Origin of the sequence: Amycolatopsis sp. NPDC051372 (assembly GCF_040682095.1) — a bacterium.
In the GTDB taxonomy this organism is placed as follows: Bacteria; Actinomycetota; Actinomycetes; order Mycobacteriales; family Pseudonocardiaceae; genus Amycolatopsis.
The window spans coordinates 112484-137735 of sequence record NZ_JBFBAF010000011.1; the positions used below are offsets into that span (position 1 = coordinate 112484).

The 25252-nt window shown below is 71.1% G+C and carries 18 protein-coding genes and 1 pseudogene; 9 read left to right on the plus strand and 10 right to left on the minus strand.

The genetic code is table 11. From position 1 onward, the window contains the following. Positions 1–44 precede the first annotated feature (44 nt). The 5 genes from AB0M56_RS18670 (at position 45) to AB0M56_RS18690 (ending at position 3945) form a co-directional block, all read left to right on the plus strand. Positions 45–362 carry a helix-turn-helix transcriptional regulator gene (locus AB0M56_RS18670; RefSeq protein WP_364177398.1) on the plus strand — a complete coding sequence of 106 codons (318 nt, stop codon included), beginning with the start codon at positions 45–47 and terminating at the stop codon, positions 360–362. Further along, positions 359–976, plus strand: coding sequence for a hypothetical protein (locus tag AB0M56_RS18675; RefSeq protein WP_364177400.1), 618 nt, complete (start codon positions 359–361; stop codon positions 974–976). Before AB0M56_RS18670 ends, AB0M56_RS18675 begins: the two co-directional genes overlap by 4 nt. 86 nt (positions 977–1062) lie before the next feature. Further along, the gene (locus AB0M56_RS18680; protein WP_364177403.1) at positions 1063–1377 is read left to right on the plus strand and encodes a hypothetical protein; all 315 of its coding nucleotides are present in this window, start codon (positions 1063–1065) and stop codon (positions 1375–1377) included. 202 nt (positions 1378–1579) lie between these two features. Continuing rightward, positions 1580–2809 (plus strand): glycoside hydrolase family 18 protein, encoded by a 1230-nt coding sequence (locus AB0M56_RS18685; RefSeq protein ID WP_364177405.1) that lies wholly within the window; start codon positions 1580–1582, stop codon positions 2807–2809. Positions 2810–2895: 86 nt separating this feature from the next. Beyond that, on the plus strand, positions 2896–3945 hold the full coding sequence (locus AB0M56_RS18690) for a methyltransferase domain-containing protein (RefSeq protein WP_364177409.1): 1050 nt from the start codon (positions 2896–2898) through the stop codon (positions 3943–3945). 4 nt (positions 3946–3949) lie between these two features. Here AB0M56_RS18690 and AB0M56_RS18695 read toward each other — a convergent pair whose 3' ends face one another. The 3 genes from AB0M56_RS18695 to AB0M56_RS18705 all read right to left on the minus strand — a co-directional run bounded on the left by AB0M56_RS18695 (position 3950) and on the right by AB0M56_RS18705 (position 8521). Continuing rightward, positions 3950–5506 (minus strand): AMP-binding protein, encoded by a 1557-nt coding sequence (locus AB0M56_RS18695; protein WP_364177684.1) that lies wholly within the window; start codon positions 5504–5506, stop codon positions 3950–3952. A gap of 61 nt (positions 5507–5567) precedes the next feature. Next, a complete protein-coding gene (locus tag AB0M56_RS18700) occupies positions 5568–6062 on the minus strand; it encodes a hypothetical protein (protein ID WP_364177412.1) in 495 nt (164 codons plus the stop codon). A 791-nt stretch (positions 6063–6853) separates the two neighbouring features. Beyond that, the gene (locus AB0M56_RS18705) at positions 6854–8521 is read right to left on the minus strand and encodes a trypsin-like peptidase domain-containing protein (RefSeq protein ID WP_364177415.1); all 1668 of its coding nucleotides are present in this window, start codon (positions 8519–8521) and stop codon (positions 6854–6856) included. A 199-nt stretch (positions 8522–8720) separates the two neighbouring features. On the opposite strand from AB0M56_RS18705, the gene AB0M56_RS18710 reads away from it, so the two are divergent. Further along, positions 8721–9449: a M24 family metallopeptidase gene (locus AB0M56_RS18710; RefSeq protein ID WP_364177418.1), complete on the plus strand. Its 729-nt coding sequence runs from the start codon at positions 8721–8723 to the stop codon at positions 9447–9449. On the opposite strand, the gene AB0M56_RS18715 is transcribed toward AB0M56_RS18710, so the two are convergent. Continuing rightward, positions 9446–10006 carry a hypothetical protein gene (locus tag AB0M56_RS18715; RefSeq protein ID WP_364177419.1) on the minus strand — a complete coding sequence of 187 codons (561 nt, stop codon included), beginning with the start codon at positions 10004–10006 and terminating at the stop codon, positions 9446–9448. The two genes, AB0M56_RS18710 and AB0M56_RS18715, sit on opposite strands and share 4 nt — an antisense overlap. 556 nt (positions 10007–10562) lie before the next feature. Here AB0M56_RS18715 and AB0M56_RS18720 point away from each other — a divergent pair. Further along, entirely contained in the window at positions 10563–11303 is a 741-nt protein-coding gene (locus AB0M56_RS18720; RefSeq protein ID WP_364177422.1) for a hypothetical protein, read from the plus strand. 175 nt (positions 11304–11478) lie between these two features. Then, the gene (locus AB0M56_RS18725; RefSeq protein WP_364177425.1) at positions 11479–12003 is read left to right on the plus strand and encodes a hypothetical protein; all 525 of its coding nucleotides are present in this window, start codon (positions 11479–11481) and stop codon (positions 12001–12003) included. On the opposite strand, the gene AB0M56_RS18730 is transcribed toward AB0M56_RS18725, so the two are convergent. Further along, positions 11949–12803, minus strand: coding sequence for an SDR family NAD(P)-dependent oxidoreductase (locus tag AB0M56_RS18730; RefSeq protein WP_364177428.1), 855 nt, complete (start codon positions 12801–12803; stop codon positions 11949–11951). The genes AB0M56_RS18725 and AB0M56_RS18730 overlap by 55 nt on opposite strands. 446 nt (positions 12804–13249) lie before the next feature. Then, positions 13250–17335, minus strand: coding sequence for a S8 family serine peptidase (locus AB0M56_RS18735; protein WP_364177431.1), 4086 nt, complete (start codon positions 17333–17335; stop codon positions 13250–13252). A 181-nt stretch (positions 17336–17516) separates the two neighbouring features. Here AB0M56_RS18735 and AB0M56_RS18740 point away from each other — a divergent pair, with 181 nt between their 5' ends. Beyond that, a complete protein-coding gene (locus AB0M56_RS18740; protein WP_364177434.1) occupies positions 17517–18527 on the plus strand; it encodes a helix-turn-helix domain-containing protein in 1011 nt (336 codons plus the stop codon). 251 nt (positions 18528–18778) lie between these two features. On the opposite strand, the pseudogene AB0M56_RS18745 reads toward AB0M56_RS18740, so the two are convergent. The 4 genes and pseudogenes from AB0M56_RS18745 to treS all read right to left on the minus strand — a co-directional run. After that, positions 18779–19585 (minus strand): annotated as a pseudogene (locus tag AB0M56_RS18745) (glycoside hydrolase family 16 protein); the annotation flags it as partial. A 137-nt stretch (positions 19586–19722) separates the two neighbouring features. Further along, positions 19723–21951, minus strand: coding sequence for a 1,4-alpha-glucan branching protein GlgB (gene glgB / locus AB0M56_RS18750; RefSeq protein ID WP_364177436.1), 2229 nt, complete (start codon positions 21949–21951; stop codon positions 19723–19725). Positions 21952–21955: 4 nt separating this feature from the next. Further along, on the minus strand, positions 21956–23344 hold the full coding sequence (locus AB0M56_RS18755; RefSeq protein WP_364177439.1) for an aminoglycoside phosphotransferase: 1389 nt from the start codon (positions 23342–23344) through the stop codon (positions 21956–21958). A 5-nt stretch (positions 23345–23349) separates the two neighbouring features. Beyond that, entirely contained in the window at positions 23350–25158 is a 1809-nt protein-coding gene (gene treS / locus AB0M56_RS18760; RefSeq protein WP_364177442.1) for a maltose alpha-D-glucosyltransferase, read from the minus strand. Positions 25159–25252: the final 94 nt, after the last annotated feature.

Genomic DNA, 25252 nt, shown 5'->3' on the forward strand with positions numbered 1-25252 from the left:
CGAACACGGGGGCTAGGTAGAGCTCTTGCATGGCCGGTCCCCGGATGACCCTCCCGACCCAGCTGGTGCTCCACGCGCTGATGAGGGAACCCGCCCAGGAGCTGTACGGGCTTGAGATCTGCGCTGCCGCCGGGCTGCCCAGCGGCACGATCCACCCGATCCTCGCGCGCCTTGAGAAGGCGGGCTGGCTGCGGTCGCGGTGGGAGGAAGCGGATCCGTCGGAGGCGGGCCGGCCGCGGCGGCGCTACTACCGGCTCGACTCCGACGGCCTCGATGCCGTGCGGGAAGCGTTGCACCGCGCGGAAACCTCGGCGCGCGCGTTGACGCGGCTGCGCCCGGGCCTGGCAGGGGACGCGCGGTGAACCCATCGCTCGACTTGCTGCTCGGGCTGGATCGGATGCTCGGCCGGACCCACGATCGCGTCGCGGCGACGCTGCTCCCCCATCTGAGCAGCTCTCACCGCGTGATCGACCTGCTGCTCGTCGGCGGGCGGCTCGACGACCTGTGCCGCGAGCTCGACGTGACGGGCGACCTCGCGAGCGCCGCCGAGCTGGGACCCGCGCTCGGCAACGCCCGCGCCTACGCGTGGCGCGCGCTGGCACTGGTCGGCGAGGGCACCGGCCGCGACGATCACGACCTCGCGCGCCGCTGCGTGATCGAGGTGGTGGAGCAGCTCTACGCGGCACGCACGGACGTGGTCGCCGTGCTCTCCGACCACGGGTTCGGCTCGCGGCATCCCCGCTGGCACGGGTGGGCGGGACGGACGACGAGCCCGGCTCAGGTGATCGCGTTCTCCCGCGTGACGGCCACGTGCGCGGCGGCGCTGCTGCCGGCCGGGAGCCGAGCCGAGTACGCCGAGCTGTTCCTCTCCGAGCTGCACGACCTCGCCCAGACCAGGAGCGGGCGCTGGGCCCAAGTCCGGTACGCGTGCCGGGTCCTGCTGCGCGCACCCCGGCTGCGACGCGCGCTGGGCTGATCCCCGGCGGGTCGCCGGTGACACCGGTGTGCGGGCGAAATAGGCTGAGCGCCGCCCGAAGGTCCACGAACGGAGAGTGCCGGCTGATGTCCGACAGCTACACCGCAGCGATCGTCCCCTCGCCCGAGGCCGGGGTGCGACTGCGCCCCGAGGGCGGCGAGCTGCCGACCGACGCGAACGACGTCAACCTGCTCGGGATGGCCATCGCGCTGGCGCTCGGCCGGGCCGGGTACGAGCACCACCCCGAGCCGCGCAACCCGCAGCTGCAGACGCTCGACGCGCTCATCGCCGGCGACACCGTGATGCCGTGGCTCCGGCCCGGTGGCGCGACCGACGAGCAGCAGCTCACGTGCACCCGCGGCGCCGGCGGCGCTTGGCGCTGCGAGGTCACACCGGCCTGATCCGAGCCGGGGACTCGTCGGCGGGTCCCGAGCGACTGTTTCCGAGCAGCGCCCGGGGCCCGAACCAGAAGCCCGCCCGCGTCCGCGCGTCGGCCTGGTCAAAACGGGCCGCGTTGCTGCCCGCTCTCCCGGCGGACCCTCCCCAATGGTCTGGACCTGTTAGCGTCCGGCGGTCTTCTTCCCCCGTCGAAGGGAAACGATCGTGCTGAGACGTCTGGTCACGGCCGGGGCCGGGGTGGCCCTGGTGCTCGCCTCGCTCGCGGCGCCGAGTTCGGCGACCACACCGGCACCTGCCCCAGCCGCGGCGAACCACCGGCAAGACCACAAGGTCATGGCCTACTTCGCCGACTGGGACGTGTACGCCCGCAATTACCGCGTCAAGGACATCGAGACCTCCGGCTCCGCCGCGAAGCTCACCCACATCAACTACGCGTTCGGCACCGTCTCCGCGGGCCAGTGGGCGTTCGGCGACGAATGGGCCGACGCCGACCAGCCCTACGACGCCGCCACGAGCGTCAACGGGCAGGCCGACAGCGCGGAACCCGGCGCGTTGCACGGCAGCTTTAACCAGCTCCTGCAGCTCAAGAAGCTGCACCCGAACCTGAAGATCCTGTGGTCGTTCGGCGGCTGGACCTTCTCCCCCGGCTTCACCGAGGCGGCGAAAGACCCCGCGAAGTTCGCGGACTCCTGCTACGCCCTCGTGAACGACCCGCGCTGGGCCGGGCTCTTCGACGGCATCGACGTCGACTGGGAGTACCCCAACGCGTGCGGCCTCGAGTGCGACGCCAGCGGCCCGGACGCTTTCACCAAGGTCGTCCAGGCGCTGCGCGCCAGTTTCGGGAAGCAGCTCGTGACCGCGGCGATCACCGCGGACGGCGCGCCCGGGGGCAAGATCGACGCCACCGACTACGTGGGCGCGAGCCGCTACCTCGACTGGTACAATGTGGTGACCTACGACTACTTCGTGGCCGGCGCCACTCCGACCGGTCCCACCGCGCCGCATTCGCCGCTGCGCTCGTACTACGGCATCCCCACCGCTGGGTTCTACGCCGACGCCGCCATCCAGAAGCTGCGCCGTGACGGCGTGCCGTCGGCGAAGCTGTTGCTGGGCCTCGGGTTCTACGGCCGCGGCTGGGACGGCGTCACGCAGAAGCAGCCCGGCGGCACCGCTACCGGCCCGGTGAAGGGCACCACCACGGGTGAGGACGGCGTGGAGGACTACAAGGTCCTCAAGACCACGTGCCCGTCCAACGGCCTCATCGCCGGCACCGCCTACGCGAAATGCGGCTCGCAGTGGTGGAGCTACGACACCCCCGCGACGGCGTCGGCCAAGGCCGGCTACGCGAAGTCGCAGGGGCTCGGTGGCGTCTTCGCGTGGGAGCTCTCCGGCGACACCACGAACGCCGAACTGCTCACCGCGATCGCTCGCTGATCACCGACGGGGCCCGGGCCACGAGCGCGGGCCCCGGTGAAAAGCCCGTCGTTGTCCGGTTCAGGCCGCTCTGCGAATACTGTGTGATGCCCCAAGACCCCGCCGAAGCCATGGCCGCGCGCGTGTTCGACGCCGCTGTCGCGACTTCCGACGTCATCGCCATCGCGCTCGGCGACCGCCTCGGCTACTACCGCTCCCTCGCCGGCGGCGACCGCACGTCCGCCCAGCTCGCGGAGACGACCGGTACCGACGAGCGATGCGCCCGCGAATGGCTCGAACAGCAGGCGGTGTCGGGGTTCCTGGACGTCACGGGCACCGACGCCGAACGGCACTACCGCTTCGCCCCCGGCGCCGAGACGGTGCTCGCCGACCAGGACTCACTCGCCTACCTCAGCCCGCTCGCGCGCCAGCTCGTGAGCGCCGCCGGACACGTGCCCGAGGTCGCGGAGGCGTTCCGCACCGGTCACGGCTTCCCGTGGGCCGGCTACGGCGCCGACATGCGCGAATCGCAGGCGGCGCTCAACCGTCCGGGTTTCTTGCACCTGCTGGCGCCCCAATGGCTGCCCGCGATGCCCGACGTGCTCGCGCGCCTGGCCGACAGACCGTCGCGCGTCGCCGACATCGGCTGCGGTGGCGGCTGGGCCGCGATCGCCCTGGCGCGCGCGTTCCCCCAGACCCGCGTCGACGCGTACGACCTCGACCAAGCCTCGGTGGATCTCGCCCGGACCAACGTCGCCGAAGCCGGCCTCACCGACCGGATCACCGTGCACCGCCAGGACATCGGCACGGTCGAGGCCGAGCCGTACGACCTCGTGATGGCCTTCGAATGCCTGCACGACCTGCCCTACCCCGTCCGCGCGCTCGCGGCGATGCGCGGCCTCGGCGGACCGGTGCTCGTGGCCGACATGAAGGTCGCCGACGAGTTCACCGCACCCGGCGACGCCGTCGAGCGGCTGATGTACGGCTTCAGCGTGTCGATCTGCCTGCCCGACAGCATGAGCAGCCCGAGCTCGGCCGCCACCGGCACCGCGATCCGCCGCTCGACCGTCGAGGCCTATGCGCGCGAAGCCGGGTTCGACCGCGTCGAGACCCTGCCGATCGACCACGACATGTGGCGCTTCTACCGGCTGGGCTGAGCGTTCACTGGATGCGCCGCTCCACGCCGGCCCAGGCCTTCTCGCGCAGCACGTACTTCTGGATCTTCCCGGTCGAGGTCTTCGGCAGATCCCCGAACGTCACCGACTTCGGCGCCTTGAACCGCGCCAGCCGCTCGCGCACGAACTCGACGATCTCCGCCTCCGTGGCGCTTTCGCCGTCGCGCAAGGTCACGTACGCGGCGGGCACCTCGCCCCAGCGGTCGTCCGGCACGGCGACCACGGCCACCTCCAGCACGGCCGGGTGCTCGGCGATCGCCTGTTCCACCTCCACCGACGCGATGTTCTCACCACCGGAGATGATCACGTCCTTGCTGCGGTCGCGAAGTTCGACGTAGCCGTCCGCGTGTACGACGCCGAGGTCGCCGGTGCGGAACCAGCCGTCGGGCACGGCGGCGCGCGTCGCTTCGGGGTCGTCGAGGTAGCCGAGCATGACGTTGTTGCCGCGCAGGGCGATCTGGCCGATGGTGGCGCCGTCGGCGGGCACGTCGGTGCCGTCGTCGGCGATCACGCGGGCGGTGCAGGAGATCATGTTGCCCACGCCCTGGCGGGCCTTGAGCCGCGCCTGCTCCTGCTCGTCGAGCGCGTTCCACTCGGGGCGCCAGTCGCAGATCATCGCCGGGCCGTAGGTTTCGGTCAGGCCGTAGAGGTGCGTCACGTCGAAGCCGAGCTCGCTCATGCGGCGCAGGATCGCGGGCGACGGCGGCGCTCCCCCGGTGGCGACGCGCACCGTCGTCTCGACCGGTGCCGCTTCCGGGGCGTAGGCGAGCATCGACAGCACCGTCGGCGCGCCGTTGAGGTGCGTCACGCCCTGCTCACGGATGAGCTGCCACACCCGGGCGGGCTCGACCTTCGGCAGGCACACGTGCGTGGCCGCGGCCGCCGTGACCGCCCATGGGAAGCACCAGCCGTTGCAGTGGAACATCGGCAGCGTCCACAGGTGCACAGCCGAGGGCGACAGGCCGGTGTGCCCGACCATCGCCAGCGCTTGCAGGTACGCGCCGCGATGGCTGTAGAGCACGCCTTTCGGCCGGCCGGTGGTGCCGGAGGTGTAGTTGATCGACAGCACGGACCGCTCGTCCTCGGGCGTGATCGCCAGTGGCTCGGCGGCCGCGAGCAGCCGTTCGTACTCCTCGCCCGTGCGGATCCGGCGCGGCGCGGTTTCGGACATCAGCCCGACGGCGTCGTCGACGAGCTTGTCGAACACCGGGTCGTGCACAAGCACCGCCGCTTTCGCGTGCTCCAGGATGTAGGCGACCTCGCGCGCCGCGAGCCGCGTGTTCACCGCGACGAGCGGCACGCCCGCCCACGGCACGCCGAAGTTGGCTTCGAGGAGGACGTGGGTGTTGGGCGCCAGCACGGCCACCGGCCGCCCGTCCGCGAGCGGCGCCAGCGCCCCGGCGAGCCGGCGGCACCGCTCGTGCAGCTCCGTGTAGGTCCAGCGGTCTTCACCGTCGACCACGGCGATCCGGTTGCCGTGGGCGGCCGCTGCGCGGTCGAGGTAGGCGGTCGGGGTGAGCGGCTCGTACGACAGGGTGCTGATGGAGTCCACGGATTCCTCTCCCGGCTTCGGCGACGGTGCCGCAGGAGAGAATAGGCCTCGCTCAGCCTCCGAAACCGGGAATGTGAGGCACGAGTGACTCCGGCGGCGGCCCGGGCGGCCCGGAAACCAGCTGCACCACGGCCCCGACCGCCGACGCCCCCGTCAGCCGCACCGCGAGCACCCCCGTCTGCGCCTCCGGCTGCGGCACGTCACCGGAGTAGCACGCCGACCCGCCCCCACCCTCGTAGAACGTCGAAACGCAGCCGGTGGTCAGGTTCCCGGAGCCGCTGCCGTGCGCGCTCTTGAGCTCGTAGTCCACGCCGCCGGGCCCGATGCGGGTGATGGAGAGGGTGTCGACGTCGCCGCGCCCGCCGGCCGGCAGGTCGACCGCCTTCGTCACGAGCACTTCGCAGTTGCCGTCGGCGCAGGCCGCGTAGTTGCGCGCGTCGGCGGCGCTGGGCAGGTCGCCGCCGGCGGGGTGTGCCTGGCCGGTTGTGCTGGTACTGCAGCTGGTGGCTGCCAGAAGTAGTAAGGGGGTGAGCCATTTGCGGTTCATCGGGCTTCCTCCCTCGTTCGCGTGCTTGCCCGCTCGCGTGCTCGCGTCGGTTCGGGAGGAAGGTAGCGCCGCAACCGCGGGAGGGGTCCCGGCTGAACTCAGCCGCCCGGGGCCGATTCACGCCACCGACGTGGCGTCGCATCCGGCGAGGTCGGCAGCCGCTGAGCGATGGGCCGATCGCGATCGACGGGCGCATCCCCCGCTCCAAGAGGAAGTCGCTGCCACAACGGCGAGAGGGCACCGTTCCGCGAAAGCCGGAGGTCCTCCTGAGCGCGTTCGAGCTCAGCCGACCCGTGTGACCGAACTACCGCGCCAGGCCCTGCAACCGCCAGCGCCAGCGCCAGCGAAGGTGCCGTCACAACAGCGGGAGCACCGGCACGCGATGGAGCGGATCCTGCTGGACGTGGTCGAGCTCAGCCGATCGGCGCCACCGACACGTCTTGCCACACCCGACGACCGCCAACAGCAGCGAGATCACCGGCGCAACGACGGGAGAGGCCCCGATTCGCGACGGATCCGAGCCCTCGCGCTACTCGCGCGGACTCGGCCGGCCGGCGCCACCGACCTGCCCTGCCACAAACCCGGTGGCCGCCCGGCGGTTGCGAAGTTGGTGCCAAAGCGGAGAGAGGGCATCGGCCCGCGATGGACCGGATTCTCCTTGGCGTGGCCGAACTCAGCCGACCGGCGTCGCCGGCATGCGGTGCCGCACCCCGCGACGGCGAAGTTGGCGCTGAGACGACAAGAGGGGTCCCGGCCCGCTGGGACCGGAACCCCTCCTCGTGTGCCCTGGCTCAGCCGACCGGGCCGTTGACCGGGGTCACGGTGACGTCGTGCTGCTGGCCGGTCTGGTCCACCACCGTGACGGTGAGCTTGTCGCCCGGGTGGTGGGTGTCCATGAGGGTCGTGAGGGTGGTCGCCGAGTCGACGGCCTTGCCGTCGACCGCGGTGATGACGTCGCCGCCCGTGAGGCCGGCCGTGGCGGCGGGGCCGCCAGCCACGACGTCCTGGATCTGGGCACCGGTTGAGCTGCCCTGGGATGGGCCCTGGCCACCCTGGGCCTGGCCCTGTCCTTGGCCGAGGCCACCCTGGCCCTGTCCCTGGCCGAGCCCGCCCGGGGACTGCTGCGCCTGGCCGGCGTCGCTCACCGACACGCCGAGGAAGGCGCTCTGTCCGATGTGGACGGAGTCGGACGACTTGCCGCCGATGATCTGGTGGGCGAGGTCGATCGCCTGGTTGATCGGGACCGCGAAGCCCTGGTGCCCGCCCGAGGCGCCCTGCTGGCCGTCGCCTTCGCCGAGGCCGCCGTCGCCCTGGCCCTGGCCCAGACCGCCGTCTCCCTGGCCGAGGCCGCCGAGACCGCCCTGGCCCTGCCCGAGACCACCCTGCCCGAGACCGCCTTGCCCAAGGCCGCCCTGCCCCTGGCCCAGCCCGCCGCGGCCGCGGCCGAGACCGCCCTGGCCCTGGCCGCCGTTGAACTGGAATCCCTGCGACGCGGCGGTGTCGACGCCGACGACCTGCCCGTTGGCGTTGACCAGCGGGCCGCCGGAGTCGCCGGACTGGATGTCGGCGTCGACCTGGATCAGGCCGGTGAGCTGCTCCGACGAGCTGGCGGACTCGTCCGACGCGGTGATCGACTGGTTCAGCGCGGTGACCTTGCCGGCCGCCACGGCCGGGGTGCCGCCGGCGCCGCCCGCGTTGCCGATCCCGACCACGGCGTCGCCGACCGCGACCGCGGAGGAATTGCCGAGCGACGCGGTCTTCAGGCCGGAGGCGCCGTTGAGCTTGATCACCGCGATGTCGTGGCTGCGGTCGTAGCCGAGCACGGAGGCGGTGTAGGTCTTGCCGTCGCCGATGTCGGTCACCTTGATGCTGGTGGCGCCTTCGACGACGTGGTTGTTGGTGAGGATCTCGCCGTCGGAGGTCAGCACGATGCCGGTGCCCGCCGCGGCGGCGCTCTGGTAACCGAGCTCGGTGTTCACGTCGACCAGGCCCGGATCGACCTTCGTCGCGATCCCGTTGGGGTCGATCGACGTGCTCGACGTGCCCCCGGGAGGAGAGACGGACCCGAAGTTCTGGTTGCCCCCGGCGGAATCCGAGCCGGGCGTCCACACGAAGTGCCCGATGCCCAGGCCGAGCACCACCGAAAGCCCGATGGCGCCGACCGCGATCGCCGCGCTGCGCATCGGCCGCGGCGGCCGGTGGTACGGCGTCTGCGGGAACTGCTGGGTACCCGGGTGCTGGCCCCAAGCACCCTGCGGTGCCCAGCCTGGGTTGTAGCCGGCGTACGGGCCATAGTGACCCTGCTGACCCGCCGCGCCTGGCTGACCCGGCGTCCCCGGCTGACCCGCTGCATCCTGCTGTCCGTACTGCCCATACGCGCCCGGCTGGGTCTGGTCACCGTGTCCGTACGGCCAACCGCCGGTCTGCCCACCGGTCGACCCCGGCTCCTGTTCGCTCATGTTCCCGCTCCAGCCTCGTCCCGCTCCTGGCTACCGCCTCGACCAGAACACACCCCGTACCTGAGATTTTCCTTGCCGGGCTCCGTGGGAAACCTGTGGAGTTCTCCCAGGCTCGACCGCGGATCGGGTGATTCCTCCCGCAGGCGCCCAAATCGGACTCGCCTGGTGGCCGCGCGCGGCGGTGGTTACCGTCGGGGGCATGGGTGAACTGATCGAGGACGAGGCACAACGCGCGGCGCGTTTGCTGGACGCGCAGGCCAAGGCCGTCGAGCTGTTCGAAGAGGTCGAGCGGCGCGGGCTGCTCGCGCCCGGCGTGCGCGAGACCGAGGCGAGCAACGCGGTGCGCGACCTCGCGGCCGAGCTGTTCGGCGTGGACCGCTACTGGCACAAGCGGATCGTGCGCGCGGGCGAGAACACGCTGCGGCCGTACCGGGAGAACCCGCCCGACCGCGTGGTCGCCGAGGACGACATCGTGTTCGTCGACTTCGGGCCGATCTTCGAAGAGTTCGAGGCGGACTTCGGGCGGACGTTCGTGCTCGGCGACGACCCCGTGAAGCTGCGGCTGCGCGACAGCCTGCCCGTGGTGTGGCAGGCCGGGCGCGAATACTTCGAGGCCCACCCGGACGTGACCGGCGCCGAGCTGTACGAGCACGTCACCAAGCTCGCCGCCGAGGCCGGCTGGGAGTTCGGCGGCGCGCACTCCGGGCACCTCGTCGGCCAGTTCCCGCACGAGACGATCGACGGCGAGCGGATCGAGTCCTACATCGCGCCGGGCAGCGACCGCCCGATGCGCCGGCCGGACCGCAACGGGCAGACGTCGCACTGGATCCTCGAGGTCCACCTCGTCGACCGCGAACGGCGGATCGGGGGGTTCTTCGAAGAGCTGCTCGACCTCGGCCACGAGCGGTCCGGCGGCGGCTCCGACTAGACGGTGGCCGGTTTGGCGGCCAGCCAGGAAAGCTTGCCGAGCTTCGGCTGCAGGACCGCGTCCACGCTCCACACGGAGCCGGCGGCCGCGTAGTACAGGCCGAGCGAGGCGAAGATGTAGCCGACGGACGGGCCGAGGTCCGTCATGCCCGGCGCGTCCCACGGCAGGTGGAAGCCTTCGGCCGCCGACCAGATGCCGAACGAGAACACCGCGCTCCCGATGAACACGAGGTTCGAGAACGCCCCGAAGATCAGCCCGAGCGCGATCAGCGTCTCGATCACCGCGGTGCCCACGGCGAACGCCGCCGGGCTCCAGCCCGCGACGGTGTGCCACAGCTCCAGCCACTGGTGCACCACGGGGATGGTGATCTTGTCGGCCTTGCCCAGCTCCTTGCCGAGCGTCTGGCCGTGCACGAAGCCCGGCAGCCACTTGAACGTGGCGTCGATCGCCCACACCACGCCGAACACGATCCGGGCGACGGCAGCGGCGTGCAGCCGCCGGAAGGTGGGGGACACGGAACCCGCGACAGGCGCGGCTTGAGTGACAGGGGTACTCACGGCGAAGGTCCTTTCCGGACTCCAGAGGACTGCCCGGCAGGTCGGGCAGGGTGAGCTTAGGCAAACCTAAGCGATGTCGAGAGTGGTGTTCCTCTCGGCCCGTGGGGTGAACCTGCGGGGATGTGTCGCCGTATGTCGGGGATTTTTCGGTCAAACGGGCCCTCTTGGGACTATTCCACCCGGCTGCTTCGAGCGTGGGGTGGGGTGTTCGCCACCACCTACACATACCTTTTCCTTGACGGTTTTGGCCTAGGATGACGCCTTCTCGAAGATCTGGGTTTATCCATCCATCTGAATGTTTTGCACGCCTCTGGCTCCGCACGCGATACGGCGACCCCGAATCGTGGCCGAAACGGCGTAACCGCCGGCCCACCACGGCGATATGCGCGTGAACCAATGACCTCCCAGGGCGATTGCATGCGCAGAACCACTTTCGTCGTCGCCGCGGGCGCCGCGCTGGCGCTCGTGCTGACGGGCTGTGGCGCCAAGGGCCAGAACGGGGCGACGTCGGCCTCCGGCGACAAGCCGGAACCAGGGCTCGCCGCGCCGTTCCAGAATGTGCTGGATTGTCGGCCGCCTCGAAGCAAGGCACGCAGAAGTCGAAATCGGCGAAAGTCTCGATAGTGGCGAACGCGGCCGGCAAGATGGTCACGGCCCAAGGCGACTACCTGTTCCAGCCGGGAACATCGAGCTTTCGCTGACCAAGACCCTCGAAGGCCAGCAGGTCGAGCTGCGGATCGTCGACAAGACCCTGTACGTGAAGATTCCGCCGGCCGAGGCGAGCCGGTTCGGCACGGACAAGCCGTGGCTCAAGATCACGCCAGGTGCCGACGACCCGCTCTCGCAGGCGATGTCGGGCAGCATGGGTTCGACCTCCCAGGCGAGCGACCCGACCGAGCTGCTCGACCGGGTCGCCGAAGCCGGCCGGATCGTCAGCTCCGACCAGACCACCCTGGACGGCGAGAAAGTGAACCACGACAAGGTGGAGCTCGATCTCGACAAGATTCTGGACAAGTTCACCGCGTTGATGCCGGCCGCGACCAAGGCCAAGCTCGAGCAGCAGGTGAAGGGCAAGCACATCATGCTGCCAACCGAGCTCTGGGTGGACAAGAACCAGCTCCCGCGGCAGATCACGATGGACGAGACCGCGCTGACGCAGGCCGAGGGCACAGGCGGCGCCGGCCTGGGCAAGAGCACGCTCGAATACAGCGACTGGGGCGCCCCCGTCACCATCACCGCTCCGCCGGCCGACCAGATCGCGGACATGAGCGAGATCGTGAAGAAGATGGGTGGCTGATCGCTTCCACCGCTGCACAGGGCGCCTCGACAACCGTCGGGGCGCCCGGCCTCGATCGCGGAGTTCGTCCCAGCACATGCTCCTGCCAGCTGGCCCGGAGCGGGCTGCTTCCGGGCAGCAGCCCGCCGCGTGATGAGGCCACGCCCTGACTATCGCCGGCTCACGAAGGAGCACAGTGGACACCAGACCGCCGGTGCCGGAGCGGAAGCTCGGGCCGTATCCGTTGACTGAGGAGGGGGTCTCGGCGCTGCTGGGCCGTTACGCGTTCCACGACTCCCTCGTCCGCCGCGTCGTCGTTGATCAGGAATGGGGCGTGCCGGCAAGACGGGTCGTCCGGCTCGTGATCGACGCCAGGGTTCTGAGCGAGGGTGCCCGCTGGGAAGATCTCCGCTGGGAAACGGTGTCCCTGGACCTGCTCGACGTGCGACGGTTCCGCATCGACGAGAACGTCGAGGGATCGTGGATCCTCTACGATCCGCCGCAGTTCACCCGCTTCGACGGCCTGCTGCAGGTCGGCTTGTGCGCCGAACGCTTCGGGAACCTGCACCCCGACAACGCCGAGGAGGTCTTCGACGGCTCGGCGTTGGTCTTCGCAGCGTCCCTGGGATCAATAGGGCTTGTCCGCCGGCGATGGCAGGCAGGGGGTCATGACGCGGCGACCTCGCCTGGCAGCGTGCCGTCGAGGTCGGTGAAGGCGTAGTGCGTGGCGAGGTCCGTGGTGGTGTGGACGCGGCCCGAGCGGGTGAGCACGGCGGAGTCCGCCGCGAGGGCCGCGACGCCGCGGCCGACGAAGCGCGGGGACTCCGCCGCGGCGAGGTCGAACTCGCCGGCACCCGGGATGTCCAGGACGGTGCGGCCGTCGGGGGTGGCGCGGCCGGCGAAGGCGAGCAGTTCGGTGCGCACGAGGCCCGGCCAGATCGAGACAGCCGCGACGCCGCGGTCGCGCAGTTCCAGGGCCATGTCGGCGGTCATCTTGTCGACCGCGGCCTTGCCGACGCCGTAGACGGTGTTCTGCTGGTACGCCGCCGCGCCCGAGGACGAGATGTTGGCGATCAGGCCGCCGCCCGCGGCGAAGAGGAGCGGGGCGGCGAACACGGTCGCCACGTAGTGCGAGCGCGCGCCGATGCCGAGGACCTCGTCCCACGCGGTCAGCGGCAGGTCCCAGAACGGCCGGTTCAGCCAGGCCGCCAGGTCGGGCGCGGAGAAGACGTTGTTCACCAGCACATCGAGCCGCCCGGCTTCCTCGGCGACGCGCGCGAAGACCGCCTCCACCTGGGCGTCGTCGTGGTGGTCGCACCGCACGGCGATGCCGGTGCCGCCCAGGGCAGTCACCTCGGCGGCCGTCTCGGCGAGCGTGCCGGGCAACGGCCCGGGCTCGGCGGTGCGGCCCGTGACGTACACCGTCGCCCCCGCCGCACCCAGTTCGAGGGCGATGCCCTTGCCCACGCCCCGGGTCGCGCCCGTGACCACCGCGATCTTGCCCGCCAAAGCTCCGTTCATGATCCCGATCTAACCCGCGCCGCCGGATCACGGCGAACGACTGGCCTGGGAAGGCACCCTTCCTGCCCACCCGCACCGGCCACGCCGGACCATGGAGTACCGCCGAACCACGAAAGCACCCTCCCCACGCGCACCGACCCACGAAAAGCGCCGAGCCCGACGCCGCGCTTGCTGCGCACCCGCCACACCGGCCGCACCCGACGATGGCGAGCCGAGCCGCGAAAGCACCCTCACCGACCCGCGGCGAACTCGCCCGTGCCGAAAGAGGCACGCGTCCGGCGCGCCCACACCGAGCGAGCACGAACCGCGCGGCCTCGAGGCCGGGCCACACCGATCCGCGGCCAAGCCGACCCTGAAGCCACCCGGTCTGCCCGCCCGCACCACGGCGGGGCCGGTCCACTTCGGACCGGCCCCGCCGCGATCACCAAACTGCTACCACAAGAATCTCAGTACCGGAACTGCTGCAGCTGCCTCCCGTCGTACGAAGGCACCCAGCCCGTGCGCGTCGCCGGGTCGAGTTGGATCGAGCGTTCGGTGAGGGAGTTGTACTCGCCGCCGAAGGGGCCCGACACGAAGTTCAGCCCGGACACCACCGACAGCTGTTTGCCGGTGGCCAGGTCGATCACCGCGAGCTGGCTCGTCGCGTTGTTGTCCGTGATCACGCCGCCCACCTTGCCGAATTGCGAGATCACCGGTGGCGTGCGGAACGCGACGAGGCCGAGGTGGTGCACCCCGTCCACGGCGAGGAACGCCGCCTGCTGCTGGCGCACGGTGTACGAGTCCCCCGCCGTCAGCGTGTCGCCCGCGATCGAGCCCAGCGAGGTGGTGCCGACGATGTTGAGGCTCACCGAGCGGTACACCAGCTGGTACAGCTTGTTCGCGCCGTCGTCGTAGGCCATCGCGTTGGCGCAGATGCTGCCCGCGCCCGACAAGGTCGTCGCGCCCGAGTCGAGGTCGACGCTCGCCATCGAGGCCGCGCCGCCGCCGAAGCAGATCGGGCCGCCGCCGGTGCGGGCGAGGTAGACCAGCCCGGTGGCCTGGTCGAGCTCGATCATCTTGAACGCGCCCGCCACGGCACCCGGCGGGTCCGCGAGCAGCGGCGTGCCGAGCGCACCGTCGGCCAGCGTCAGCGGCAGGACGAAGTCGGTGTTGTCCGCCGTCCGCTTGGCGAGGATCGCCACGCGGTGCCGGGTCGCGTCGACGCGGCCGCCCTGCACGGAGTAGCCGTCCGCGGTCACGGAAGCCACCCGCTGCAACGACGTGGTGTCGTACGTTTCCAGCGTCCACCCGGCGTTCGTGAAGTGCAGCACCGCCAGCCGGTGCGCCGAAGCGTCCGCGCCGAGCACCTGGTAGCCGCCGTCGCCGGACGCGTCGGACGTGAGCACCCGCCCGTACGTGCCCTTCACGGCGTCGTACTCCTGCACCGACTCACCACCGCCGGGCGTGCGCAGCGCGGCGTACGACATTCCCTGGGCCGCCGCGGCGAAACTCGTCACCACGGTGTTGCCGGGCGCGTAGCCGTCGTCGACCGCGAGGAACGACGTCGGCGAAGCCTGGCCGAGCACCTTGCCGTGGCGATCGGTGGCCAGCACACGCACGTCGTACGCCACCGAGCCGCCCAGACCGAGCTTCACCGCGTCCAGCTTCGCGACGCCGTTGGGCGCCGGGAGCTGTTGGTAAGCCACGGATCCCGCGCTCGGGCCGCCCTGGTCGCGCCGGTCGCCGTTGGCGTTGGTCACGGTGTTGAGCGAGTTGTACAACGTCGGCGCGGGAGCCGACACCTCCACCGCCGCGCCGGCCGCACCCGGCACGCCGCGAACGTCGTAGCCGAGCGAGAACGCCTGCGCGGCCCGGGTGATCTCCGCGAAGTGCCCGGAAGTCCCGCCCGCCGTGAGGATCGGCGCGTCGGGCCGCTGCGCCGCGCCGCCGACGCGGATCGCGGTGAACTCGCCGTACGTCGGGTCACCGGCGGCGCCGGTCACCGAACGCTGCACGATCCCGATGCCGTAGATCCCGGCGCCGCCGGCGAAAGCCGAAGCCGGCACGACCACGTCGCCGGAGGTCGCGGTGATCGGCGCGACGAACCCCGTGCCGAACAGCGGCGCGCTGACCGGGTTCCAGTGCCCCAGCGTGGACACGACCACCTGCGGGTTCGACAGATTCCGCACACCGGTGAGGTCGTAGTGCACCCGCACTTCCTTGCCCACGGCCACGGTCGCCGGCGCCACCGGGGCGAGTGCTTCGGCGTAGGTGCCGTCGGTCGGGCCGAAGGTGAGCGTCTGCGCTGCCGACGCCACCACCCGGTGCCCCGAGTGGACCTCGAAGGTGACGGGCACCGAACGGTCCTCCGTGGACACCACGGGAAGTCCCGCTGCCGCCAGGATTTCCTTCGGGCTCAGCCGCACGGCGGGCACGGCCGAGGTGAACTCGTGGCCGTGGATCTTCACCGCGTAGGTCGCGTTGGCCGGAGCACCCACCACGTCGGCGCCGACGGTGACCGGGCCGACCAGCCCCTCCCCCGTTCCGCCGGTGTCGAGGTCGATGCGGCCGCCGTCGGCGTTCTCGGTGAAAGAACCGCCAAGGCCACCCACGGTCACGCGGTGCGCCTCGGAAACCCGCGTGATCGCGGGGTCGGCACGACGGTCACCGAGCACCGACTGCACGGCCGCGGTCACGTCGATCTGCGGACCGACCGTCACCGGCCGGTCCATCTGCGGCGGCGACGCGACCGGCCGCGCCGTGTGCTGCAGGACCGAGCGGACGTCGGCCGGGCTCAGCGAGCGGCCGGCCTGCTTCGCCGCCTGCAGCACCACCGCCGCCGCGGCCGCGGTCATCGGCGCGGACGCCGACGTGCCACCGTTGAGCACCGGCGTCACGTCCTGCGCGCCCCCGCGCTGCGTGTGCTCCCCGACGAGGATGCCGTCGCTGGGCGCGGAAACGTCCACGCGCGTGCCGAAACCCGAGGAGAAGTTCCCGCCGCCGTCGGTGCGGGTCGTGGCGAAGGTCGGGTTGTGCGCGGCCGCGCCGCCGGCCTGCTGCGGCACGGCGAGCGTGTCGTCGAGCGTGGTGCCGCCGACGGCGATCGCGCCGCTGTCGAGCACCTTCGTCGGCGTGGTGGAGAACTGGTCGTCGGCGATGTCCGTGGTCTCGCGCGCGTCCTTGGTCACGTCGGTGGGCGTGCTGCCGCCGTCCGGACCGACGGCCGCCGGGGTGTAGAGGCGCGTGCCGTCGTTGGAGGAGATGGTGACGACGATGTGGTACTGCTTCACAATCGTCGAGATCACGGCCTGCGCCACCGGGTCGTCTTCGAGGTAGCGGCCCGGGAAGCCCGCGCTGTCGGTGCCGACGCCGAGGCTCGCGGTGATCACGTCCGGGCGCGGCGTCTGGCGCGCGGCGGCCAGCAGTGCCACGGAGATCTGGTCGAGCGTCGGCTCCTGAGGCACCACCAGCCGGTACTGCGCGCCGGGCGCGATGCCGAGGAGGTCGGTGAAGCCGTCGCCCTGGGCGCCGGCGCGCTGCGCGTCGTGCGGCAGCGGGGCCATCACACCGAAGTCGAGCAGCACCTCGCCGAGCGCGGGGTCCTGGTTCTCCACCGAGCCGAGCGGGTCGAGCCGGCCCGAGGAGTCGGCGGTGTAGGTGGGGATCAGCGGCATCGACGGCACGTCGAGGTAGCGCTGGCCGCCCTGCACGACGGTGGTCGGGCCGTAGTTGCGGACGTAGGTGTCGCCCGCGTCGGCCATGCCCTGGTCGGTGAGGTCGCCGAGGGAGACGTTGGTGATGATCTCGCCGCTGCCCGGCAGCTTCCCGTCCAGCAGGCTGTAGGCGCCGAGCGCGTTGGTGCCGCCCGCGTTGAGGTAGCTCTGCGCCGACGACGTCACGCCGTAGTTCGAGGGCAGGCCGGTCGGCGGCTTTTGGTGCGCCTGCGGCAGTTTCGCCGCTTTCACCGCCGGCTGGGGCAAGCGCACGGGGCCGGTGGACATCGCCGAAACGCGACGGTCGGGCTGCGCGCTGACCACACCGGCCGTGGCGGCGAGCTTCTGCGCGGCGGCATCGGTGTGCAAGCTGTCGGCCAGGTGCACCAGCACGGTCTTGGCCAGCGCGGGCACGTCGGTGGCGTCGGGGAAGACCGGTTCGACGGAGGTCGCGCCGACCGCGGACAGGGCCGCGTTGACGCCGTTGTCCGACGTCTTGGCCGCGCGGCGACCCGCCGCGAGCGGGGCGCCGGTCACGGCGGTGGCCGCGGCGAGCTGCACGAGGACGTCACGCGGCTGCTCGGGCGTGGCACCCGGGGTGAAGGCTGCGCGCACGGCGTCGTCGGTCGGGGCCAGCGAGCCGAGGGCGGAAGTGCCCTGCGGCAGCGCGAGCACGGTCTTGCCGAGTGTTTTGCCGTGGGCGTCGGTGCGGGTCGCGGTGCCGTCGGGGGCAACAGTGATGGCGCCGCCGTCGGGCATCGCGACGTGTCTCGACGGTGGTGGCTGAGCGGGCTCGGGTGCGGCGGTAGCCGGTGCGACGGCGAGACCGGTGAGGGTCACGGCTGCGGTGACAGCGGTCAGGACACGGCGAAACGGGATCGTTCGGGCGCGGGGCACCTGACTCCCTTTCGGGTCGGGGGGACGGGGAGTTCACAGGGTCGTTGGCGGGGAAACACTGCGCGGTTGGCCAGTGATCGGATCAATTTCCCAGCCGTGGCAGCGGTGGCGCAAGATAGCCACCATGACCAATAGTCGCCAGGTGGCGGGTTCCCGCCAGCAGCTGCGAGACCTCGACGCGCTCGGCGTTCCGGCCACCGACGCGCGTGTCTACACGGCGCTGCTCGGCCATCCGCGCACGCGGGCCGTGGACCTGGTGGAACAATGCGGACTTTCCGCCCAGCAGGTGGCGCGGGCGCTCTCGCGGCTCACCGCGAGCGGCATGGCCAGCCGGGTGCCCGGGCGCCCCCCGCGCTACCTCGCCGCTGCCCCCGATATCGCACTGGGTGCGCTCGCGGCCGAACGCGCGGCCGAGCTGCGTAGCGCCCGCGCGGCGATCGAGGACCTCATGGCCGTGCACCGCGAAGCCAGCCGGTTCACCCACCCCGCCGAGCTCGTCGAGGTCGTGACCGGCGCGGAGAACATCGACGTCCGCGTGCGACGGCTGCAGGACGAGGCCCGCACGCAGATCCGCGGGTTCGACCGGCCGCCGTATGTCAGCGTGCCCGGGGAGAACCTCGACCTGGAACGGCAGCGGCTCAAGGCCGGCATCGTCTTCCGCGTGATCTACGACCGCGAAGCGATCGCCTTCCCCGGCCGGCTGCAGAACGACATCCTCGTCAGCGGCACCCACGGCGAACGCTCGCGCGTGCGCCCGCAGCTGCCGATCAAGATGGTGATGGCCGACGAGGAGGTCGCGGTGATCCCGATCAGCTCGTCACCGCACGTAGTGGACGCGGCCTACATCATCCACGCCTCGGCCCTGCTCGACGCGCTCGTCACGCTGTTCGAAGCGGAGTGGGACCGCGCCGTGCCGATGGCCGAGACCTTCACCGACCCGGCCCCGGACCGCGATCCCGAAACGACGACCCTGCTCACCTTGCTCGCCGCCGGTCAGACCGACGCCGGCATCGGCCGCGCCCTCGGCTGGAGCCCCCGCACGACGCAGCGGCGCGTGCAACGGCTGATGACCGAGCTCAACGCCACGACCCGCTTCCAGGCCGGCATGAACGCGAAAGCTCGCGGCTGGCTCTAGGCCGACAGTGGACAAAACCGGGGACGTGGTTCCGGCCCGGGCCGGGGTTTTCCCGCCGCCGCAACGGGAAACCCCGGCCCGGGCCAGGTCTGATCACCCCGGGCCAGCCGGTTTCCGGAGCTTCGCCCGGCTCGCCGCAAGTCGAGCCGGGCGAAGCCGCGGAGATCCGCGCCCGCCCGATCTCCGCCCACCGCCGCGGCCCGAATTCGCGGAGGCGTCCGGTGGCGTGAAACGTCCGAAGCGGACGCTCAGCTCACGTGCACGTAGTCGACCACGAGCTGCTGCGGGAACTGCGTGCCACCGTCCGGGTCACCGGGCCAGTCGCCGCCCACGGCGAGGTTGAGGATGAGGAAGAACGGGTGGTCGTAGACCCACTTGTTGCCGTTCAGGTCGGCCGGCGTGCGCGTCTCGTAGGCGTTGCCGTCCACCGACCACACGATCTTGTTCGTGGACCAGTCCACCGCGTAGGTGTGGAAGTCGTCGGAGAAGTTCGGCCCGTTGTAGGCCGCGCCGATGCCGTTGGCGCCGGAGTAGCCCGGGCCGTGGATCGTGCCGTGCACGGTGTTCGGCTCCTTGCCGATGTTCTCCATGACGTCGATCTCGCCGTCCGTCGGCCAGTTGCCGCCGCCGAGCATCCAGAAGGCGGGCCACATGCCCTGCCCGCGCGGAAGCTTCATGCGGACCTCGACGTGGCCGGAGCCCGTGGAGAACTTGCCGGAGGTGTTGAGCCGCGCCGAGGTGTACTCGCACGGGCCGTACCAGCAGTTGTTGCCCGAGCTCTCCTTTTTCGCCGTGATCACCAGGTGGCCCTGACCGTCGAGCGCCGCGTTGGCCGCACCGGAGGTGTACCACTCGCGCTCGTGGTTGTTCACGTTGTCGCCGGTCTCGTAGTTCCACTTCGAGCCGTCGGCCGGGCTGCCCGCGGGCCCGTCGAAGTCGTCGGTGAAACTGGCGGCGGGCGCCGCGCTGCCGGCCGGCGCGACCGCGAGGGTCAGGCCGGCCGCCATCGCCAGAGCCGCCGGGATCGCCAGCAGCCGCCACCGGGCAGACGTCTTCAGAGACTTCATCGTCGTCATCCCTCGTCACTCGAGGGGCGGCCTGGCGGCGCCACCCCGGGTTTGTTGTGGATCACAACAAAGCTAACCCGCGGCGGCATTCACCGACAAGAGTCAACGTGAGGAATTTTCCGACAACCTCACTCGGCGGTAACCGTGGCCTCCTCCAGCAGCCACAGGACACCGTTCGGCGGCAGCTGCAGCACGGCCGATGCCGACAGCCCGTGCCAAGGCTTGGCGACCGCCTCGACCGCACCCAGGTTGCCGACCCCGGACCCGCCGTAGACCTCGGCGTCGGTGTTCAGCAGCTCGGTCCAGCGTCCGGCGGCGGGCAGGCCCACGCGGTAGTCGTGGTGCGGCACGCCCGCGAAGTTCGCGATGCACGCCAGCCTCGAACCGTCCGAGCCGACGCGCAGGAAGCTGAGCACGTTGCCGGCCGAGTCGTTGGCGTCGATCCACTGGAAGCCCTCCGGGTGCACGTCACCGCTGAAGAGCGCGGCCGTGGACCGGTAGATGTCGTTGAGCCGGCGCAGCAGGTCCTGCACCCCGCGGTGCAGCGGCGCCTCCAGGAGGTGCCAGTCGAGCGCGCGCGACTCCGACCACTCCCGCGGCTGCCCGAACTCGCCGCCCATGAACAGCAGCTGCTTGCCCGGGTGGGCCCACATGAAGGCCAGCAGCGAACGCAGGCCCGCCGCCTTGTTCCAGTCGTCGCCCGGCATGCGCTCCCACAGGGAACCCTTGCCGTGCACCACTTCGTCGTGCGAGAGCGGCAGCACGAAGTTCTCGCTCCACGCGTACACGAGTGAGAACGTCATCTCGTTGTGGTGGTACGCGCGGTGGATCGGCTCGTGGCCGAGGTAGCGCAGCGTGTCGTGCATCCAGCCCATGTTCCACTTGAAGCCGAAGCCGAGCCCGCCGAGGTGCGTCGGCCGCGTGACGCCCGGCCACGCCGTGGACTCCTCGGCCACCATCACCACACCCGGGTGTCGCCTGTAGACGGTCGCGTTCAGCTCCTGCAGGAACCGCACGGCGTCGAGGTTTTCGCGGCCGCCGTACTCGTTGGGCAGCCACTCGCCGTCCTTGCGCGAGTAGTCGAGGTAGAGCATCGACGCGACGGCGTCCACGCGCAGGCCGTCGAGGTGGAACTCCTCGAGCCAGTACAGCGCGTTGGCCACGAGGAAGTTGCGCACCTCGTTGCGGCCGAAGTTGAACACGAGCGTGCCCCAGTCGGGCTGCTCGCCGCGGCGCGGGTCCTCGTGCTCGTAGAGCGGGCTGCCGTCGAAGCGCGCGAGCGCCCAGATGTCGCGCGGGAAGTGCGCGGGCACCCAGTCCACGAGCACGCCGATCCCCCGCTGGTGCAGGTGGTCCACGAGGTAGCGGAAGTCGTCGGGCGAGCCGAACCGCGAGGTCGGCGCGTAGTACGAGGTGACCTGGTAGCCCCACGAACCGCCGAAGGGGTGCTCCGCCACGGGCAGGAACTCGACGTGGGTGAAGCCGGTGTCGCTCACGTAGTCGGCGAGCTGGTCGGCCAGCTCGCGGTAGTCCAGCCCGGGCCGCCACGAGCCGAGGTGGACCTCGTAGACGCTCATCGGGGCGTCGGCCCAGTTCGTCGCCTCGCGTCGTGCGGTCCACTCGTCGTCGGCCCAGGTGTAGGCCGACTTCGTGACCTTCGACGCGGTCGCGGGCGGCACCTCGGTCGCGAACGCCATCGGATCGGCCTTCTCGTGCCAGTGCCCGTCGGCGCCGAGGATCCGGAACTTGTAGCAGGAGCCGACCGGCACGTCGGGCACGAACAGCTCCCACACGCCCGACGAGCCGAGCGAGCGCATCGCGTGCCCGCGGCCCTCCCAGCCGTTGAAGTCGCCGATCACCCGCACGCCGCGCGCGGTCGGCGCCCACACCGCGAACGACACGCCCTCGGTCGCGCCGTGGGGCGTGTCGTAATCGCGCACGTGAGCGCCGAGGACGTCCCACAGCCGTTCGTGCCGGCCCTCGCCGATGAGGTGCAGGTCGAGCTCGCCGACGGTGGGCAGCCAGCGGTACGGGTCGTCGGTGACCACGGTGTGCCCGTCGTAGTCGACCTCGAGGCGGTAGTCGCCCGGGTGCTCGGGCAGCGGAGCCGCGAACAACGCGTCGGCCACGCGCTCCAGCGGGAACCGACGGTCCCCCGCCAGCACGGAGACCGACTTCGCCCCCGGTATCAAGGCGCGCGCCACGACGGTGCCGGGGCTCGTGCTGCCGATGCCCACCGTGCCTTGGGCGTGCACGCCGAGCACCGAGTGCGGGTCGTGGTGCGAGCCGGCCAGCAGCCGGTCGATGTCCTGCGGGGACGGAGCCGCCGCGGGCAGATCCCGGGAAACCGCGTTCACGTCTTCACACACCTCCGTGGGCGATGCGGGCGATCGCCGCCATGGGCACGGCCAGCCAGTCGGGCCGGTTTGCGTGCTCGTAGGCCACTTCGTACACCGCTTTGTCGAGTTCGAACGCACGAAGCAGCTCTCCGTGCTCGCGCGGGTCGCCGATCGGGCCGGCGGCCCCGGCGTACCCGTCGCAAAAAGCCGTGCGGTTGCGGAGCGCCCACTCGAGCGCGCGCTCCGTCGTGGCCGGGTCTTCCGGCTGTCCGACCAACAGCTGCCTGGCCGCGTAGTCGAACGAGCGCAGCATGCCCGCGACGTCACGCAGCGGCGAGCGCAGCGCGTGGCGCTCCTCCAACGGCGCGGCCGGCTCACCCTCGAAGTCGAGCAGCAGCCAGCCGCCGACCGTGCGCAGCACCTGGCCCAAGTGCAGGTCGCCGTGGATGTACTGCATCGAGATCTCCGGCCGGCCCGGCGGCAGCTCATGCAGCGCGGCGTACACCTTGTGCAGCGCGGGCGCGTGCTCGGCCAGCTGCGGGACGTCGCGGGCGACGCGGTCGAGCCGCTCGGTCATGCCCGCCACCGTGCGGGCGAGCTCGGACTCGTCCACCAGGTGCGCGCCCAGCGCCGCAGCGAGGTCGGTGTGCACGTGCGCCACCGCCGCGCCGAGGCGTTCGGCTTCGCCGGCGAAGTCGCCGCCGACCTCGTCCGGGTGCAGCTCCGGCTCGGCCATCAGGTCGCGCACGCTCGTGGTGGCCATGGCCCAGCCGTCGACGGCGTCGGGCAGGAACACCTGCAGCATCGCGATCGTCGCCGGCTCCCCGGCGAGCTCGCCGGTGATCGAGCCGACGACCTCGGCGATGTGCTCGCAGCCCGCCTTCTGCAGCGCGCGGTGCAGCAGCAGGTCCTTGTTCGTCCCGGGGCTGAGCTTGCGGAACAGCTTGAGGATGTACTGGCCGCCGTACACCAGCGAGGTGTTGCTCTGCTCGGAGGTGATGGGCCGCGCGCGCAGCCCGCCGGTCAGCTGCGCGCCGGGCTCGTGCTCGAACACCAGCGGGCCGACGCGGTCGCCGGCCACCACGTGGTCGAGCAGCACCGCGGTCAGGTCCGCGTCGCCGCTCGCCTCGTAGAAGTTGAGGCCGCCGTCGGCGCCGATCCACGCCGACGACGAAATCTCCGGCGGGTGCGAACGGCGCCCTACCAGCAGCTGGTAGGGCTCGGACCGCTCGCCCTGCACCACCTCGACGACCACGTGCAACAGCTGCGGGTCGCCTTCGACCAGCTCGGTGGACGCGAGCGCGCGGACGGCCGTGATCGGCCGGTCCTTGCCCGCGAACCACCGCTGCGCCGGAAGCCAGACCGGCAGCTCGGCGACGAGCTGCTCCACCAGGTGCCCGTGGTCGTTCAAGGCACTCACCTCATTTCGCCTTCGGCTTCCCGCTCGAGGAGCTGGAACCAGTAGAACCCGTGACCGGGCAGCGTGAGCAGGTACGGCAGTTCACCGACCTCCGGGAATCGCACCCCGCCGGTGAGCTCCACCGGCACGGACCCGCGGTGACCGGACAGGTCGAGCTCCACCGGCTGCGGGAACCGCGACAGGTTGTTCACACACAGCACCACGTCCATGCACCCGTCGGGACGACGCCACTCGCGCTTGTACGCCAGCACGCTCGGGTTGGACCCGCCGAGGTCCACGAAGTCGCCCTCGGCGAACGCGTGGTGCTGCTTGCGCACCTCGATCATCCGCCGTGTCCAGTTCAGCAGCGAGGACGCGTTGTTCGACTGAGCCTCGACGTTGACGGCCTGGTGGCCGTAGACCGGGTCCATGATCACCGGCAGGTAGATGCGGCCGGGGTCGCACGAGGAGAAGCCCGCGTTGCGGTCCGGTGTCCACTGCATCGGCGTGCGGACCGCGTCGCGGTCGCCGAGCCAGATGTTGTCTCCCATGCCGATCTCGTCACCGTAGTACAGAACGGGCGAGCCCGGCAGCGACAGCAGCATCGCCGTGAACAGCTCCTGCTGGTTGCGGTCGTTGTCCAGCAGCGGCGCCAGGCGCCTGCGGATGCCGATGTTGGCCTTCATCCGCGGGTCCTTGGCGTACTCGGAGTACATGTAGTCGCGCTCTTCGTCCGACACCATCTCGAGCGTGAGCTCGTCGTGGTTGCGCAGGAAGATGCCCCACTGCGTGCCACTCGGGATCTGCGGGGTCTGCAGCAGGATCTCCGAGATCGGGAACCGCGACTCGCGCCGCACGGCCATGAAGATGCGCGGCATCAGCGGGAAGTGGAACGCCATGTGGCACTCGTCGCCACCGACCGCCTGGTCGCCGAAGTACTCGACCACGTCCGAGGGCCACTGGTTCGCCTCGGCCAGCAGGATCCGGCCGGGGAACTCGTCGTCGACGACCTTGCGGCAGTGCTTGAGGAACTCGTGCGTACGCGGCAGGTTCTCGCAGTTGGTGCCCTCCTGCTCGAACAGGTACGGCACGGCGTCGAGCCGGAACCCGTCGATGCCGAGGTCGAGCCAGAACCGCAGCACGTCGATCATCGCTTCCTGCACGGCCGGGTTCTCGTAGTTGAGGTCCGGCTGGTGGCTGAAGAAGCGGTGCCAGTAGAACTGGCCGCGCACCGGGTCGTAGGTCCAGTTCGACGTCTCGGTGTCGACGAAGATGATGCGCGCGTCGGCGTAGCGCGAGTCGTCGTCGCTCCACACGTAGTAGTCGCCGTACGGGCCGTCCGGGTCCGAACGCGACTGCTGGAACCACGGGTGCGCGTCGGAGGTGTGGTTCAGCACCAGGTCGGTGATGACCCGGATGCCGCGCTTGTGCGCTTCGCCGAGCAGGTACACGAAGTCCTCGACGGTGCCGAACTCCGGCAGCACCGAGCGGAAGTCGCTGATGTCGTAACCGCCGTCGCGCAGCGGCGAAGCGTAGAACGGCGGCAGCCACAGGCAGTCGACGCCGAGCCACTCCAGGTAGTCCAGCCGGCTCGCGAGGCCGCGCAGGTCGCCCGTGCCGTCCCCGTTCGAGTCGGTGAAGGCGCGCACGAGCACCTCGTAGAACACGGCGCCCTTGAACCAGTGCGGGTCGCGCGGCGCCGCTTCGGCGTGTGCGAACTCGTCGGCCTGCGGTTCCACGAGCAGGCCCTCGGCGGTTATCGCCTCACCCGTGTGCGGAACACCGTCCAGGCCCAGAGCTGCGTCGGGCCGGCTCTCGTCGTCCATCAAACTCCACCTCGTCCCGCGTTCCGGCGGTACGTTCGATCGTCCCTGCCGCGTGCCGTGCGTGCAGGGTGGCTGGAAATTTCGTGAAGGGGCC

Bases quoted from the DNA above. Each gene is read 5' to 3' on its own strand.
- AB0M56_RS18670 (WP_364177398.1), top strand. From the start codon at position 45: ATGACCCTCCCGACCCAGCTGGTGCTCCACGCGCTGATGAGGGAACCC.
- AB0M56_RS18680 (WP_364177403.1), top strand. From the start codon at position 1,063: ATGTCCGACAGCTACACCGCAGCGATCGTCCCCTCGCCCGAGGCCGGG.
- AB0M56_RS18690 (WP_364177409.1), top strand. From the start codon at position 2,896: ATGCCCCAAGACCCCGCCGAAGCCATGGCCGCGCGCGTGTTCGACGCC.
- AB0M56_RS18700 (WP_364177412.1), bottom strand. From the start codon at position 6,062: ATGAACCGCAAATGGCTCACCCCCTTACTACTTCTGGCAGCCACCAGC.
- AB0M56_RS18705 (WP_364177415.1), bottom strand. From the start codon at position 8,521: ATGAGCGAACAGGAGCCGGGGTCGACCGGTGGGCAGACCGGCGGTTGG.
- AB0M56_RS18710 (WP_364177418.1), top strand. From the start codon at position 8,721: ATGGGTGAACTGATCGAGGACGAGGCACAACGCGCGGCGCGTTTGCTG.
- AB0M56_RS18720 (WP_364177422.1), top strand. From the start codon at position 10,563: ATGTGCTGGATTGTCGGCCGCCTCGAAGCAAGGCACGCAGAAGTCGAA.
- AB0M56_RS18730 (WP_364177428.1), bottom strand. From the start codon at position 12,803: ATGAACGGAGCTTTGGCGGGCAAGATCGCGGTGGTCACGGGCGCGACC.
- AB0M56_RS18740 (WP_364177434.1), top strand. From the start codon at position 17,517: ATGACCAATAGTCGCCAGGTGGCGGGTTCCCGCCAGCAGCTGCGAGAC.
- treS (WP_364177442.1), bottom strand. From the start codon at position 25,158: ATGGACGACGAGAGCCGGCCCGACGCAGCTCTGGGCCTGGACGGTGTT.